The sequence below is a fragment of the Paenibacillus sp. BAC0078 genome (assembly GCF_054483875.1).
On the sequence record NZ_JBTLRW010000011.1, the window covers coordinates 205,085 to 221,219 of the forward strand.

A 16,135-nucleotide genomic window follows, 5' to 3' on the forward strand; every position below is an offset into this window, starting at 1 on the left:
TGAGGTGATGAATAGTGAGATCTACAATAATTATCCCCAATTATAATGGTCTTTCGTATCTAGATAATTGCCTGAGAGCATTATTGGATGAAATAGATTGTGAGCTAGACGAGGTAGTTGTTGTCGATAATGCATCTACTGACCAGAGTATTGATTTTATTAAAGAAAACTACCCATTTGTGAAAGTGATACTATTAGAGGACAATTTCGGATTCTCTAAGGCCGTTAATACGGGGATTAAGAGTTCTGATAGTAAATATGTGGTCTTATTAAATAATGATACAGAGGTACGCGAAAATTGGTTAACTAATCTGTTGGAGACAATCGAATCTGATATTGATATATTTTCTGTGAGCAGTAAAATGATTCGCATGAATAATAAAGACATTATTGATGATGCTGGTGATTGTTTAACTGTATTGGGATGGGCGTTTAAACGAGGCGATGGTAAGTCTATTGAATGTTACAATGAAAGAGAAGAGATATTTAGTTCATGTGCAGGGGCTGCAATTTATCGAAGATCAATATTTGGAGAAATTGGCATGTTCGATGATGCGTTTTTTGCATACTTAGAGGACGTAGATGTTTCCTACCGTGCTAAGGTTCATGGGTATAAAAACTACTATTGCCCAAAAGCCGAAGTTTATCATATAGGAAGCGCAACTAGTGGTAATGGACAAAATGGTCTGAATTCCTTTAAGGTTAGCTTAAGTGCTAGGAATAACGTGTATCTAATTTATAAAAATATGCCGTTGATACAAATAGTTATAAATAGTCCCTTTCTCTTGGTCGGTTTTATATGGAAACTATACGTTTATAACCGTTTGGGATTTAGAAGCGAATATTTTAAAGGTACAGTGAATGGAATATTTAGCTTGAAAAAGGTCAAAAGAGTAAAACATAAAATTAGATTTATGAAAAATTATTTTACTATTCAGTATCAATTAATCGTTAATACTTTTCACTATTATTTTAGTAGAAAAGCATAAATAAAATAGGAGTTACATTCTGCGTATCTTCTCAATAACTCGATTCGGTTCTCAAAGGGAAAAGCGACTATTTCCTTAAGCTAATTTTAAGCATAGTATATAGGAAATCACCAAGTATACGATGTAACAATAATATATCTAAAAGGTGGGTTAACACATGAAACTGCTCGTTACCGGCGGGGCCGGATTTATCGGCAGCAATTTTGTAATGTATATGCTGCAGCAGCACCCGGAGTATAAGATCATCAACGTGGATGCGCTGACGTATGCTGGAAATCTAGAGAATTTGAAGTCAATCGAAAATCACCCTAATTATACGTTTGCTAAGGCCGACATTACAGATGTACAGGCGATGGATGCGCTGATCAGCCAGGGGGTTGATGTGGTTGTCAACTTTGCGGCGGAATCGCATGTGGACCGGAGTATTTTGGAGCCAGATGTGTTTGTGAAGACGAATGTGCTGGGTACGCAGGTGCTTTTGGATGCGGCGAAAAAATATAGTGTGAACAAGTTCGTTCAGGTATCCACAGATGAGGTGTACGGAACGCTTGGAGCTACCGGGCTGTTTACCGAAGAAACTCCACTGGCTCCGAACAGTCCTTATTCCGCCAGCAAGGCGGGCGGGGATTTGCTGGTGCGCGCTTACCATGAGACTTTTGGCTTGTCGGTTAATATTACTCGCTGCTCCAATAACTATGGTCCGTATCAGTTCCCTGAGAAGCTGATTCCGCTGATGATTTCCCGTGCGCTGGCGGATCAGGCGCTGCCGGTGTATGGCGATGGAATGAATATCCGCGATTGGCTGTATGTTGAGGATCATTGCAGTGCGATTGATCTGGTTATTCATGAAGGTGTGAATGGCGAGGTCTATAATATTGGCGGCAACAACGAGCGCACAAATGTGCATATCGTGAATACGGTGCTGCAGGAGCTGGGCAAGCCGGATTCGCTGATTACGTATGTTCAGGACCGTCCGGGCCATGACCGCCGCTATGGTATTGATCCCACCAAAATAACGAGAGATCTGGGATGGAAGCCTAAGCACACTTTTGAAACGGGAATTAAGGAAACGATCCAGTGGTATCTGAATAACCGGGAATGGTGGACTCGTATTCAATCCGGGGAATATCAACAGTATGCTGCGCTCCAGTACGGCAGCCGTTTGGGGGATTCTCTGTAATGCCCAAGATGAAGGTACTTGTTACAGGTTCGGCCGGACAGTTGGGACAGGATTTGGTGCTTCTGCTGCAAGCGCATGGCCATGAGGTACTGGGCTGTGACCGGCAGGAGATGGACATTACTGATCCTGATCAATGTATGGAAATTATTAGCGGATTTGCACCGGATGCTGTGATTCATTGTGCCGCTCATACAGCAGTTGATGTCGCGGAGACCAACATAGATGCCGCTTATCTGATCAATGCCACCGGAAGCCGGAATGTGGTGCTTGCTGCCGAGAAGGCGGGTGCGAAGCTGGTATATATCAGTACGGATTATGTTTTTGACGGCATGGGAACACAGCCATATCATGAATATGACAACACCGATCCTCAGAGTATTTACGGCAAGTCCAAGCGGGCTGGAGAAATTCTGGTGCAGTCTTTGTCCTCCAAGTTCTTCATTGTGCGTACTTCCTGGGTATACGGCAAGTATGGCAATAACTTTGTAAAAACCATGCTGAAGCTGGGGCAGGAGAAGCCGCTGCTGCAGGTAGTAGACGACCAAAAGGGGTCGCCGACCTACACCGTTGATTTGGCGAACTTCCTGGTGGAGCTTGTCCAGACGGAGAAGTATGGTGTGTACCATGCCTCCAATAGTGAATTTTGTACCTGGTATGAGTTCACGCAGGCGATCTTTACGGAAGCAGAGGATATCCTGGGACTGAAATTTACAGCAAAGCTGGAGCCATGTGTAACCGAGCAGTTTCCTCGTCCGGCCCCGCGCCCGCGTTATTCGGTCATGGAGCATCTGTCAATCCGCACAAACGGATTCCAGGATATACGGCCTTGGCGTGAAGGACTGAGAGACTTTTTGCTTGAGCTGAAATAAAAGATTCGGAAGACTCCTGAACCGCGAATGGCGGGTCGGGAGTTTTTTTGATAAATGGAAGCCGCTTTATGCTGAAATGGCTCTTCGCTCTGCTGTGAGACGGCGTAGCCGCCTGTTCTTGTTTTCGGTATAATAGACAGTATGTTATTAACCAGAATTCGAGGATACAGAGGATAATTATGAATAACAATATCATCAACAAAACGGTCAGTGTACATATTGTTACCTATAACAGCGCAGATGATATAGAAGAATGCCTGACAGCAGTGCTTGCCCAGGATTATCCCATTGAGCGGATCGTCGTTGTAGACAATGCTTCGGCAGATGGCTGCGCGGATAAGGTGAGAGAGTTCTATCATACCATCGGAGCGAAGCTTTGGTCCGAGGAGCGGGAAGCGGAGGAAGCTTCGGGGGAAGAGAAACTCCCGGTACACTCTCCTTCACTGGTTCTACTAGAAAATAAGGCCAACACCGGCTTCGCCCCTGCGCATAACCAGGCAATAGCTGCTACGCAGACTGATTATGTACTGGTGCTCAATCCGGACCTGACGCTGGAACCTGATTATATCTCCCGCCTGATTACGCAAATGGAAGCTAACCCCCGAGTCGGCAGTGCCACAGGCAAGCTTTTGTTAAAAGCGGATCACTCACTTGTCGACAGTACGGGACTGTTGATGAACAGGACGCGGCGCGCTTTTGACCGTGGGGCGGGAGAGCCTGCAGCACAATGGCTGGAATCGGGTACTGTGTTTGGCGTGTCTGGTGCAGCTGCGATGTACTCCCGGCGGATGATTGAAGATGCTAGCGTTGACGGTGAGTTTTTTGACAGTGACTTTTTTGCCTATAAGGAAGATGTGGATGTGGCTTGGAGGGCAAATCTGTTGGGATGGCAGGCCTATTATGATGCGGAAGCGATTGGCTACCATGAACGGGGCTGGAAAACCTCGGGACGTAGCGGCAAGTCAATGTTCATCCGAAGAATTTCATATATCAACCGTTACAAAATGATCTATAAAAATGAACCTGCCCGCACGCTGCTGCCGACCATTTTGTATTCGCTGCCTTACGAGGTCGCTGCACACGGATATATGCTCTTAAAGGAACCGAAGTTAATTAAAGCGTGGGGCTCATTTTTTGCACAGCGGCGGAACTTGCAGCAAAAGCGTAAATACATTCAGGCAAAAGTTAAGAGTTTGAAAGTCAGATGAAATTAAGTGCTAAAACCTCCTGAAACAGACCATGACTATCTATATCAGTTGAACTAAAGAAAAAATAAAAAGGGCAGAAGTGACGGAGGGGAAGTTTGGAACTGGAGGAGCGGAAGCGACCGCCTTTGTCTGCGGGTTTCCACCGCGAAGAGCGGTTTAAATCGAGAAATCTGCAGACAACAGCGGCCGGAAGTCCAAACATTCCCCAGAGTTACGACCAGACCCCAATATGAAAATCTATAGTTCAATTTATATAGGAGGTTTTTGTGTTATAATGGTTGTCGATAGATTACTATTTTTGTCAGGAGCGTAGTGCAGTGAGTGTAGATGTAAGCATAATAATTCTCAATTACAACACATGCCGCCTGACGATGGATTGTCTTAGGTCGGTGTATGATTCCGAAACGAATTTTATCTATGAAATTATTCTAATAGACAATAACTCCCGGGATGACTCGGTAGAGAGAATCAGCAGTGAATTTCCGGATGTGCTGCTGATCGCCAACTCGGAAAATGTCGGGTTTGCCCGTGCCAATAATCAGGGGATGGAAGTTGCTTCAGGGCGATACGTGCTGCTGCTCAATTCGGATACGGTGGTGCGGAAGGATACGCTGGAGACGATGATTTCGTTCATGGACAGCCGGCCGGATCTTGGGGCTTCGGGCTGCAAGGTGATTTTGCCGGATGGTTCGCTGGACAAGGCCTGCAAGAGAGGTTTTCCTACTCCATCCGCTTCCTTCTACTATGCTTTTGGCTTTAGTAAATTGTTTCCCAGCCGTCCCAGATTTAATGGTTATCAATTAGGGTATTTGGACCCGGATCAGGACTATCCTGTTGATTGTCTGGTTGGGGCATTTATGCTGCTGCGGCGGGAGACGATTGAGCAGGTCGGAGGGCTGGATGAAGAGTTTTTTATGTATGGTGAGGACCTCGACTGGTGCTTCCGGATCAAAGAGGCCGGCTGGGGGATTTACTATTACCCGCGGACATCCATCGTGCATCTGAAGGGCGGCAGCGCGCGGCGCAGACCGTTCAAAATCGTTTACGAGTTTCATAGAGCGATGATTTTATTTCACCGTAAGCATTATAGCAAGCGGTACAATAGTATGATTAATGGAGCGGTATATACCGGAGTCGGCGTAAAGTTTGTGCTCTCGCTGGTACGCAATGCACTGATTAATCCACGTAAAGTTCCTTCACCGGCACAGAGTCTTACGTTATCCGGGGAATCTGGCTCACGAACTGAATCGAAGGCTGAGGTGAGATTATGATTCGCCGAAATCAAAGGTTTTTGACGCAGCTTTATATCGTTGCCGACTTTCTGGTGATCCAGATAGCCTTTTTGGCAGCCTGGTGGCTTAAGTTCAAAAGCGGCTGGCTGGAATCTTACCGGACACTGCCGGTGGAGTCTTATGCGTATTGGAGCTTTATCTATGGCGGGATAGCTGTGCTGATCGGGATTGTGCTGTCGCTGTATCAGCCGAAGCGCAAGAAGCGTTTTGTCGACGAATTCCTCAAAATCTTTCAGGTCCACCTCATGTCCATCTTTATGCTGCTTGGCTTAATGTACTTCCTGAAGGAGATTGACGTCTCACGGCAATATCTGGCGATTTATATAGCTTTTAATATCCTTTCTATTATGCTCTACCGTTATGTGCTGAAGAAAATGCTGAAGTCCTTCCGTGAAAAAGGCTTCAACCGCCAATTCGTGCTCATTCTGGGCGCCGGTACTTTAGGCAAAAGGTTCTACAGCAATCTGGAGCAGTACCCGGAGCTGGGGTATGAGGCTATTGGATTTCTGGACGACTACCATGTGTGGGATGGCATTGAAGAGCAGCGATATAAGCCGATTCTTGGTACTGTGGATGAGTTGCCGGGGATGCTGGAAATGCTGCCGGTGGACGAGGTTATTCTTGCCCTCCCGCTGGATGCCCACTCCAAATATCCGGCGATTATCGCCGCCTGCGAAAAAGCCGGGGTACGGACGCTGATTATTCCCGATTTCTTCGACTACCTGCCGGCCCGGCCTTACTTTGACAACTTCGCCGGTATGCCGATGATCAATGTGCGCGACATTCCGCTCGATATGACCGGCAATAAGCTGGCTAAGCGTGTTTTCGATATTGTTTTCTCGTTGTTCGCCATTATTATGACGTCACCTGTGATGTTAATCGTGGCTCTGGGCGTGCGCCTGACCTCTCCCGGACCGATCATCTTCAAGCAGGAGCGTGTCGGCCTCAACCGGCGGAATTTCATGATGTATAAGTTCCGTTCGATGAAGATGCAGCAGGATGGCGAGGAAGATACAGGGTGGAGTACGCCAGTGGACCCCCGCCGCACCAAGTTCGGAACGTTTATCCGCAAGACCAGCCTGGATGAGCTGCCGCAATTTTTCAATGTGCTGTTTGGCCAGATGAGTGTTGTAGGCCCGCGGCCGGAGCGCCCCTTTTATGTGGAGCAGTTCCGTGATGAGATTCCGAAATATATGGTCAAGCATCATGTGCGTCCGGGAATTACCGGCTGGGCACAGAGCAACGGCCTGCGTGGAGATACCTCCATTGAAGAACGGATCAAACATGATATATTCTACATTGAGAATTGGTCGCTGCTATTTGATATCCGGATTATTTTTAAGACCATTCGCAACGGATTTAAAAATGCATACTAATATCACTTAGCCCTAATATATCTCCTGCTGAAACGGCTGCTGCCATCCTTGAGTTTGAGGAAGACATAGCCGTTTCTTCTTTTTTTATATCCCGTATGCAGGGGCTTTGTTAAGTGGTGAAAAAAGGCGAAAAAATGTTCGTATTTTTCTCCACATTAAATTGACACTCCCCTTAGTGCTGGCATAGACTAGAGTTACAGCTTTTGCGGAAGCGGGAGTGTTTTTGCTATATGAATTTTGAGGATGGACGAGGATGAATGAAATGCGGCAAATGATCAAGTCGTGGCGGCATGTATTTAAGCTGGATCCGGATCGTGAGCTTGGAGAGGCGGAACTGGAAGCCATCTGCACGTCGGGAACCGATGCGATACTGGTTGGCGGCTCCACAGGCGTGACTTATCAGAATACGGCTGCTCTATTGTCCAGAGTACGCCGGTATGAGTTGCCTTGTGCGCTGGAGGTCTCGGATCTTGAGGCGGCTGTGCCTGGATTTGATCTATATATGATTCCTATGGTGCTGAATACGCCTGATACCGCGTGGCTTCACGGTCATCACCGCCGGGCGATAGAACGCTATGGAAGCCTGATCCCGTGGGAGCTGCTGCTCACAGAGGGATATATTGTGCTGAACGGCGATTCCTCCGTAGCCCGTCTCACAGGAGCGGACTGCTCGCTTAGTGGAGAGGCCGCTGCTGCTTATGCACAGATTGCGGACAAGCTGATGAGCCTGCCGATTGTATACCTGGAGTATAGCGGAACATTTGGCGATATGGAGACGGTGAGGACGGTACGGGAGATGGTGGAGCACAGTCAGCTTTTTTATGGCGGGGGAATAACCGGTGAAGCAGAAGCCGGGCAGGCCGCTGCTCTGTGTGATACAGTGGTGGTCGGCAATATTATTTACCGGGACGTACAGGCGGCACTGCTCACAGTACAGGCTGTAAAGAACACGCCGCAGATTGATTTTGAGTAATTAATATAAGTTGAACTAAAGAAAATAAAAACAGGGCCGAAGTGACGGAGGGGAAGTTTGGAACTGTAGGAGCGACAGCGTCCGCCTTTGTCCGCGGATTTCAACCGCGAAGAGCGGTTGAAATCAAGAAATCTGCAGACAACAGCGGCCGGAAGTCCAAACATTCCCCGCAGTTACGACCAGACCCCAATATGAAAATCTATAGTTCATTATATAGTTAGTGGTTATCGGTAGAACTACTTTATGATACACAAGCTTATACCTCAGAAAGGAGCATGTCACACATGCAACTTGTTAATATACAGGATGCCGTAAGCCGGCTTAATCCGCCGCAGCGTCAGGCTGTGGAAACTACAGAAGGCCCTTTATTGATTATGGCGGGAGCGGGCAGTGGCAAGACGCGCGTGCTTACCCACCGCATTGCCTGGCTGATTGCGAACCGCAAGGCGCCGCCTTGGGCGATTCTGGCGATTACCTTTACCAATAAGGCCGCCCGGGAAATGCAGGAGCGCGTCTCAAGGCTGGTTGGGCCGGAGGGCCGGGATATTTGGGTATCCACCTTCCACTCGATGAGTGTGCGGATTCTGCGCAAGGATATCGAGCGGATCGGCTTCACCTCTAACTTTTCAATTCTAGATTCTTCGGACCAGTTGTCGGTTATCCGCAATTGCATGAAGGATTTGAATATTGATACGAAAAAGTTTGAGCCTAAGGCTGTACAGTCCATGATCAGCGCTGCAAAGAATGAACTGGTCACACCTGCGCAATATGAGCAGAAGATCGGCGATTATTTTGAGGGTCTCGTAGCCAAGGTATATACGATGTACCAAAAGCGCCTCAAGAGTAACAACTCGCTGGACTTTGACGATTTGATTATGAAGACGATTGAATTGTTCAAGGAAGTGCCGGAGGTGCTGGATTTCTATCAGAAGAAATTTAAGTACATTCATGTGGACGAGTATCAGGACACCAACAGAGCGCAGTATATGCTCTGCCGCATGCTGGCGGATAGCCATCACCGCATTTGCGTGGTCGGCGACAGCGACCAGTCGATCTACCGCTGGCGCGGAGCGGACATTACGAACATTCTGAATTTTGAAGAGGATTACCCGGAAGCCAAGACGATTCTGCTGGAGCAGAACTATCGTTCCACCTCCAATATTCTGAATGCGGCCAACGGCGTGATCGCGCTGAATACGGGACGGAAGCCGAAGAAGCTGTGGACGGATTCGGTGGAAGGTGAGAAGATCAAGGTTTTCCGTGGCGACTCCGAGCATGATGAGGGTTACTTTGTTACCGGAGAGATCAGCAAAAATGTCAAGCAGGGACAGCCCTACCAGAATCACGCTATCCTGTACCGTACCAATGCCCAGTCGCGTGTAATAGAAGAAATTCTGATTAAGTCGGATATTCCCTACCAGATCGTTGGGGGGATTAAGTTCTATGACCGTAAAGAAATCAAGGATCTGCTGGCTTATCTGCGATTGTTGTCCAATCCCGATGATGATATCAGCTTAACGCGGATTATCAACGTTCCGAAGCGTGGGATAGGGGATACGACGGTTGGGAAGCTGGCGGATGCTGCGGCTGCGCAGGGAGTTTCGATTTTCCGGGCACTGCAGACGGTCGATGATCTGGGGTTTGCCGGGCGGACGCGCAACACGCTGGTGGAGTTCTACGATATGATTGAGGCGCTGCACCGGATGGTCGAATTCCTGTCGGTGACAGAGCTGACAGAGAAGATTCTGGAGCTGTCCCAGTACCGTCTGGAGCTGCAGAATGAGAACACACTGGAATCGCGTGCCCGTCTGGAAAATATCGACGAATTTCTGTCTGTAACAATGGAATTCGAGAAGAACAATGAGGATAAGTCGCTGGTTTCCTTCCTCACCGACCTGGCGCTGATTGCAGACATCGACAGTATGAATGATGATGAAGAAGAGCGCAGCGATGCCGTTGTGCTGATGACGATGCACAGCGCCAAGGGATTGGAGTTCCCGACGGTCTTTATTATCGGGATGGAAGAGGGCGTATTCCCGCACAGCCGCGCCTTCCAGGACAATGATGAGCTAGAAGAAGAGCGGCGGCTGGCGTATGTAGGCATTACCCGTGCGGAGAAGCAGCTGTTTCTCAGTTGTGCACGGATGCGCACGCTGTTCGGGCGCACGACGGCAAATCCGCCGTCGCGCTTCCTGGAGGAGATTCCGGAGGAGCTGAAGGAAGATACCGGCGGGTCTTCGGACCGCTTCCGGCGCGGCGCGGAGGCAGGCGGTGCCTATGGCGGCCGCGGCTTTGGCGGAGGCGGCCGGGGGAACTTCGGCAGCCGCAGCGGCGCTGCCGGGAATGCGCCGGCAGGCAGCGGAAGTGCCGGCTTCGGCGGCAGCACGGCGTCCGCGGCAGCCGGTACGGGCCGCGTGACCGTCACCACCGGAGGCGCGCAGCGCGCTCCGGGGGCTTCGTCGCCCGGCGACTTCAAGGCGGGCGACAAGGTCTCGCACGGCAAATGGGGCACCGGCACCATTGTGTCCGTGAAGGGCAGCGGCAACGATACGGAGCTGCAGATCGCTTTTCCGGCGCCGGTTGGAGTGAAGCGGCTGCTGGCAGGCTTTGCGCCGATAACCAAGGTCGAATAATTCGGCTGCGATTAACGCTTGAGTTTTTGGACCACGCTAACCGTAGGAAACCTATTTGACGGAGGGATAAGCCCGAATGGATGTTATGCACACAATGGAAGAGCTCGTTGCCGAACTGAACCAATATAATTATCACTACTATACGCTGGATGCACCACAGATCAGCGACAAAGAATATGACGCGCTCTACGATAAGCTTGTGGCTCTGGAGGCGGAGAGCGGGATTGTTTTGCCCCATTCTCCCACCCAGCGTGTAGGAGGAGACCTGCTCAAAGGCTTCACGCCGCACCGGCATCTTGCCCCGCTGTGGAGTCTGGACAAAGCGCAGAATATTGAACAATTGCGCAGTTGGAATGCGCGGGTGCTGAAGCTGGTCAATGACTACAACACCAAGAATCCTGAACATCCTCTGCCGGAGCCCTGCTATGCGGTAGAACTGAAGTTTGACGGGCTGACTCTGAACCTAACCTATCGCGACGGAGCGCTGGTACAGGCAGCTACACGGGGCAATGGTGTGACAGGCGAAGGTATCCTGGCGCAAGTGAAGACGATAAAATCGGTTCCTCTAACCATCCCGTTTACGGAAGGGCTTATTGAAGTACAGGGTGAAGGAATCATGAACTTATCTGTGCTTGCGGATTATAACACTAGAGCTGCTGAACCACTCAAGAATGCCCGCAATGCGGCAGCGGGAGCGCTGCGCAACCTGAATCCCAAGACTACGGCCGAACGCCGGCTGAGTGCTTTCTTTTACAATGTGGGTTATGCGGAAGGGGTGCAGTTCGGGGGCCATCAGGAGATGATGGATTTTCTGCGGAACAACCGCTTTAAGGTCAATCCGTATCTTACCTACTTCGATAATTTCGACGATGTTACCGAGCAACTGGCAGATATTGAAGAGAGACGTTCCGGTCTCGACTATCTGATTGACGGTGCGGTTATCAAGGTGACCGACTTCCGTATCCGCGAAGTGCTGGGTTACACGGACAAGTTCCCGCGCTGGGCAGTGGCTTATAAATTCGAGGCTGAAGAGACAACAACCATTCTGGAATCTGTCAGCTGGAATGTAGGCCGTACAGGCAAGGTTACTCCTCTGGCCCGTGTGGAGGCGGTGGAGCTGGCAGGAGTGACCGTCCAGAACTGTACGCTGAACAACGTGGGAGATATTGAACGCAAGAATCTGAAGCACGCCCTGGGTACGCGGGTGTTCATCCGCCGTTCCAATGACGTCATTCCGGAAATTCTCGGCAAAGTAACCGAAGAGAGCGACGGCGGAGAGATTATTTTCCCTGAAAATTGTCCAGCCTGTGATTCCCCATTGGAAATGCGGGGGGCGCATCTCTTCTGTAACAATAAGCTGAATTGCAAGCCACAGATTATCGGACGGATTACGCACTTCGCTTCCCGTGATGCAATGGATATTGAGACCTTTAGCGACAAAACAGCCGGACAACTGCATGAAGAGCTGAATGTGCGTGAACCGGCAGATTTATATGAGCTAACCTCCGAGCAGCTTGTCCAGTTGGAGCGTTTCGGAGAGAAAAAGGCAGAAAATTTGCTTAAGGCGCTCGAAGAGAGCAAAGGGCGGGATCTCGCTTCCTTCCTGTTTGCCCTTGGTATTCCGAACACCGGTAAAGCAACCACCAAAATGCTGGCCGATCACTACCGCAGCCTGGAAGCCGTGATGAACGCAAGCGCCGAGGATTTGTCGGGTCTGCCGGACATCGGGGGTATTGTAGCTGAGAGCATTGTAAGCTTCTTTGCCGATCCTTATGTGGTTAACAGCATTAACCGTTTGCTTGCATTGGGTGTGCAGGCAAAGGCGCCGGAAGCTCCGCGTCAGATCAATACCAATTCCTTCTTCAGCGGCAAAACAGTAGTGCTGACCGGCTCACTGCAGAAGCTCACCCGCGAGGAAGCGGCGGAACGCCTGGAGGCGCTCGGCGCCAAAGTCTCCGGCAGTGTCTCCAAAAAAACTGACCTGGTAATCGCCGGTGAGAAGGCTGGAAGCAAGCTGGCCAAAGCGCAGCAGCTCGGCATCCAGGTGATTGAGGATGAAGAAGAACTGATTCGTCTGTTGGAGAGCTAGGCATACTGTGGTGAAAGACCCTGATTCAGACTTTCACCTGACATACGCAGTACAAAGCCCGTCCCCCTGTGAAATCAGGAGGACGGGCTTTTTTTCGAGGATTAAAGCAGCTTCAATCAATCACACGCGCTGGGCATTCGGCAGCCAGGCATCCTTGTCATACCCGCGCTCTTCCCAATAGCCGATATGGTCGCCTTCAATCAGTTCAATCCGGTTTAGCCATTTGACCGATTTATAAGCATACATTTGCGGAGTAATGAGACGAACAGGTCCGCCAAGCTGATTCGGAATAGGCTTGCCGTCATGCAGGACGGCGACCATCACATCCTTCATTTTGGCCTGCGCTAGTGTCAGCGAATCGGTGTAAACACCGTCTCCGGAATACAGCTTGACCGTTTTTGCCTGATCCTGCACACCGGCCATTTCGAGCAGCTTGGAGAGGGGGAGGCCCTCCCAGGTGTTACTATATACAGACCAGCCGGTGACGCAGTGAAAATCACTGACCTGCACCTCGCGCGGCAGCTTGACGAATTCTTCCCATGTCCAGGTGAGCTTTCTATCGACCAGACCATCAATCGTAAAGGACCAATTGGAATTATCGAACGCGGGGATATCCGTTACGGTATAGACGCGGAAGCTGCCTTCTGCTCCACCGCCAATCGGGGGCGCTGAATCCGCAAGCGGCACAGGATCGGGGACGAGGGTATTGGCATTGCTCGCCGCATACTCAGCGGCTCCGGGGAGCTGCAATGATTTTCCGATCCAGCGCACAAAGGTTGGACCGAGCGTTATCGCCAGACCCGCGCCGACCGTTGCTTTAATAAATCCACGGCGTGTATACAGCGACTGAGGCTGGTTTGTAGATGCTGTTTTTTGCGGGACTCCTGTATCCTTATATTCTCCATCGGGCGCCGTCTCCGGTACGATAGAGCGCTTCTTGGGTTCTTTAAGCCATTTGACCCGGGTAATGGAGTGATAGATGATGACCGGCAGCCCAATCCAGGTTAGAAGATCATGCACAAAAAGTGCTGCATTAGCCGCTCGCGGCCCGGCAAGCCTGAACTGCCAGAGTACAACGCCGGATATAATCCAACCGATCAGCAAGGCTAGCACGAAAATTACATTGGCCTTCTGTGAATTCTTCCCTTTCAGCCTTTTCCAATGCTTGGCAGCGAGCAGCAAGTAAAAGATTACCGGAGCTAGCAATATTAGCCCAAAAGCGATATGCGCCAATTTTAGCCATACTCTTCCCTCGCCGAGCAGCTCCCGCCAAAAACCTCCAACCAGCAATAAGCCGCTCACTGCGAGAAACAACACCAGCCACGCATTCCACATGTGAATAGAGACAAGCTTTTTTCCATACCCTTTACGCAGAGCCGCCAATGCTTTTTTCAACGCTGTCCCTCCTCTAACCCTTGAGCTATGAAGAATCATTCAACTTTTAACTAATTGTACCGCAAAAACTAGCTGTTGAGCGATTCGGAATTGCCAGAGTTCATTCGGCTGCCCATTCCTCGAGCTTTTTATCACCGGGGAGCAGCAGAGCGAGCAGACCCAGCAGGGGGAGGAAACCGCAGGCGACAAAAACCGTCGTAATACCGATCCGGTCAATAAGCTCACCAATCACCACAGAGCCGATACCGCCAAGTCCAAAGGCAAGTCCGGTAATCAGCCCCGAGACCGTTCCGATATTCCCCGGATACAGCATTTGTGCATAAATAACAGTGACCGAGAAGCTGGACAGCAGCACGAAGCCCGAAATCACCAGCAGTACAACCGCTGAGGTCTGATTTACATAAGGCAGCGCCAACGCAAAAGGCACAGTTCCCACCATAGAGATCAAAATAAGATTACGCCGTCCGAAGCGGTCAGCAAGTGGTCCCCCGAAAAAGGTGCCAACGGCTCCAGCCGCCAAATACATAAAAATATAGATTTGAGCATTATCCAGTGTCATCCCATAATTCTTCATTAAGTAGAAGGAATAGTACCCGCCAATCGAGGCGCCGTACCAAGAGCGTACAAACACTAGGAAGACTAGAATTATCGTAGCGGTCAAAATATTTTTTCGACGTACTGGATCAATCGCACGGGCCGCCGAATTTTTGCGGAAGGTGTATCCTGCATTCAACATTTGTCTATACCAGCTAGCGACATAAGCCTGAACAGCAACTCCCGCAGCGGCAATGATCGTGAAACCGAGCGCACCCATCTGCCCGAAAGGAATGAACACCCACTTCATCAGCAGCGGCCCCAAGGACTGTCCGGCGTTGCCGCCAACCTGAAAGATGGATTGTGACAACCCTTTGCGCTGACCGGCAGCCATATGAGCCACACGCATACCTTCCGGGTGAAATGCCGCCGACCCAAACCCTACAAGCATAACCGAGAAAAGCACAAGTGCGTAATTACCGGCAAAAGCGAGCAGGAATACACCGGCGAAGGTACAGCACATCCCAATCGGCAAAAGAATTGGCCGCGGTTTGCGGTCAGCAGCGTAGCCGATCACAGGCTGAATCACTGAAGAGGTTATATTGAGAGCAAAAGCAATCCAGCCCACCTGCGCATAAGAGAGCAGCATATTATCTTTTAGAATAGGGAACATTGCCGGAATAAGCGCTTGAATGGAATCATTAAATAAATGAACAAAGCTTACAGCCAATAAGATTCGGTAAATGGTAGCCTGCTGCACATGACGCTGCTCCTGTTCCTCAATTCTTCCTGATAGAGAGGCTGAGGTGGAATTGTTATTCATTTGAGCTCCTTTCCGTGACGGTCGTTAATGTGAATTCTTGTATAATTCTGATAAACCCTATTGTAGCCACAACTGATGCATCATGGGAATCAATTTGTGCTCAATTGGTGCTATTTATGCGCTAACTTATTTTTTTTATAAAAAAGGGTTGCGAAGATTCAGCACGCATGATATATTATCTCTTGTGCTTATGAGGCATCGACGCTGAATGATAAAGCGAAGAAGAAATAAGTTGACAAGAAACAACAAAGCATGATATGATCTAATTCCTGTGCAAGACACATAATGTTGAATGCCAGGAGCAAGTTCTTTGAAAACTGAACAAATGGAACGCGTTAATTTTTAGAGATTCATATAATGAATCGTCAGTTTCGAAATGAGCGAATCGCTCTTTCTATACTGCATTCTCTTCATCCACTCAAGTTTGAGTTGGACCGAAGAGAATGCAGGCGACGCTTGCTTCGCAAGCGTCCTTATTGGAGAGTTTGATCCTGGCTCAGGACGAACGCTGGCGGCGTGCCTAATACATGCAAGTCGAGCGGAGCTTATCCTTCGGGATAAGCTTAGCGGCGGACGGGTGAGTAACACGTAGGCAACCTACCCTGTAGACTGGGATAACTACCGGAAACGGTAGCTAATACCGGATAATTCCTTTCTTCTCCTGAAGGAAGGATGAAAGGCGGAGCAATCTGCTACTAGAGGATGGGCCTGCGGCGCATTAGCTAGTTGGTGGGGTAACGGCCCACCAAGGCGACGATGCGTAGCCGACCTGAG

Annotated in this window: 11 protein-coding genes and 1 rRNA gene; 10 read left to right on the plus strand and 2 right to left on the minus strand. The window is 49.6% G+C overall.

Annotation, left to right across the window (positions count from 1 at the left end):
* The first annotated feature begins 14 nt into the window (after nucleotides 1-14).
* The 9 genes from ACX1DY_RS20705 to ligA all read left to right on the plus strand — a co-directional run bounded on the left by ACX1DY_RS20705 (nucleotide 15) and on the right by ligA (nucleotide 12,609).
* Nucleotides 15-989 (plus strand): glycosyltransferase family 2 protein, encoded by a 975-nt coding sequence (locus ACX1DY_RS20705; RefSeq protein ID WP_458966087.1) that lies wholly within the window; start codon nucleotides 15-17, stop codon nucleotides 987-989.
* 157 nt (nucleotides 990-1,146) lie between these two features.
* Nucleotides 1,147-2,169 carry a dTDP-glucose 4,6-dehydratase gene (gene rfbB, locus ACX1DY_RS20710; RefSeq protein WP_458966088.1) on the plus strand — a complete coding sequence of 341 codons (1,023 nt, stop codon included), beginning with the start codon at nucleotides 1,147-1,149 and terminating at the stop codon, nucleotides 2,167-2,169.
* Between the two features lie 8 nt (nucleotides 2,170-2,177).
* The gene (gene rfbD / locus ACX1DY_RS20715) at nucleotides 2,178-3,038 is read left to right on the plus strand and encodes a dTDP-4-dehydrorhamnose reductase (protein ID WP_458966102.1); all 861 of its coding nucleotides are present in this window, start codon (nucleotides 2,178-2,180) and stop codon (nucleotides 3,036-3,038) included.
* A gap of 179 nt (nucleotides 3,039-3,217) precedes the next feature.
* Entirely contained in the window at nucleotides 3,218-4,246 is a 1,029-nt protein-coding gene (locus tag ACX1DY_RS20720; RefSeq protein WP_458966089.1) for a glycosyltransferase family 2 protein, read from the plus strand.
* A gap of 371 nt (nucleotides 4,247-4,617) precedes the next feature.
* Entirely contained in the window at nucleotides 4,618-5,517 is a 900-nt protein-coding gene (locus tag ACX1DY_RS20725) for a glycosyltransferase family 2 protein (RefSeq protein ID WP_458966103.1), read from the plus strand.
* Nucleotides 5,514-6,914 carry an undecaprenyl-phosphate glucose phosphotransferase gene (locus tag ACX1DY_RS20730; RefSeq protein WP_458966090.1) on the plus strand — a complete coding sequence of 467 codons (1,401 nt, stop codon included), beginning with the start codon at nucleotides 5,514-5,516 and terminating at the stop codon, nucleotides 6,912-6,914. The genes ACX1DY_RS20725 and ACX1DY_RS20730 overlap by 4 nt, the downstream gene beginning before the upstream one ends.
* 262 nt (nucleotides 6,915-7,176) lie before the next feature.
* Entirely contained in the window at nucleotides 7,177-7,887 is a 711-nt protein-coding gene (gene pcrB, locus ACX1DY_RS20735; RefSeq protein ID WP_458966104.1) for a heptaprenylglyceryl phosphate synthase, read from the plus strand.
* Nucleotides 7,888-8,171: 284 nt separating this feature from the next.
* Entirely contained in the window at nucleotides 8,172-10,520 is a 2,349-nt protein-coding gene (gene pcrA, locus ACX1DY_RS20740) for a DNA helicase PcrA (RefSeq protein ID WP_458966091.1), read from the plus strand.
* Between the two features lie 76 nt (nucleotides 10,521-10,596).
* Nucleotides 10,597-12,609, plus strand: a complete 2,013-nt coding sequence (gene ligA / locus ACX1DY_RS20745) for an NAD-dependent DNA ligase LigA (protein ID WP_458966092.1) — start codon at nucleotides 10,597-10,599, stop codon at nucleotides 12,607-12,609.
* Nucleotides 12,610-12,729: 120 nt separating this feature from the next.
* Here the strand turns inward: ligA and ACX1DY_RS20750 are convergent, their stop codons facing one another.
* Together ACX1DY_RS20750 and ACX1DY_RS20755 are read right to left on the minus strand one after the other, a co-directional pair.
* Nucleotides 12,730-14,004 carry a molybdopterin-dependent oxidoreductase gene (locus ACX1DY_RS20750; RefSeq protein WP_458966093.1) on the minus strand — a complete coding sequence of 425 codons (1,275 nt, stop codon included), beginning with the start codon at nucleotides 14,002-14,004 and terminating at the stop codon, nucleotides 12,730-12,732.
* Nucleotides 14,005-14,104: 100 nt separating this feature from the next.
* Nucleotides 14,105-15,361 carry an MFS transporter gene (locus ACX1DY_RS20755; RefSeq protein ID WP_458966094.1) on the minus strand — a complete coding sequence of 419 codons (1,257 nt, stop codon included), beginning with the start codon at nucleotides 15,359-15,361 and terminating at the stop codon, nucleotides 14,105-14,107.
* 473 nt (nucleotides 15,362-15,834) lie between these two features.
* Between ACX1DY_RS20755 and ACX1DY_RS20760 the strand changes: the two genes are divergently transcribed.
* Nucleotides 15,835-16,135: ribosomal RNA gene (locus ACX1DY_RS20760) — 16S ribosomal RNA — on the plus strand; the annotation flags it as partial.

Bases quoted from the DNA above. Each gene is read 5' to 3' on its own strand.
- rfbB (WP_458966088.1), top strand. From the start codon at position 1,147: ATGAAACTGCTCGTTACCGGCGGGGCCGGATTTATCGGCAGCAATTTT.
- rfbD (WP_458966102.1), top strand. From the start codon at position 2,178: ATGAAGGTACTTGTTACAGGTTCGGCCGGACAGTTGGGACAGGATTTG.
- ACX1DY_RS20720 (WP_458966089.1), top strand. From the start codon at position 3,218: ATGAATAACAATATCATCAACAAAACGGTCAGTGTACATATTGTTACC.
- ACX1DY_RS20725 (WP_458966103.1), top strand. From the start codon at position 4,618: ATGGATTGTCTTAGGTCGGTGTATGATTCCGAAACGAATTTTATCTAT.
- ACX1DY_RS20730 (WP_458966090.1), top strand. From the start codon at position 5,514: ATGATTCGCCGAAATCAAAGGTTTTTGACGCAGCTTTATATCGTTGCC.
- pcrB (WP_458966104.1), top strand. From the start codon at position 7,177: ATGCGGCAAATGATCAAGTCGTGGCGGCATGTATTTAAGCTGGATCCG.
- pcrA (WP_458966091.1), top strand. From the start codon at position 8,172: ATGCAACTTGTTAATATACAGGATGCCGTAAGCCGGCTTAATCCGCCG.
- ligA (WP_458966092.1), top strand. From the start codon at position 10,597: ATGGATGTTATGCACACAATGGAAGAGCTCGTTGCCGAACTGAACCAA.
- ACX1DY_RS20755 (WP_458966094.1), bottom strand. From the start codon at position 15,361: ATGAATAACAATTCCACCTCAGCCTCTCTATCAGGAAGAATTGAGGAA.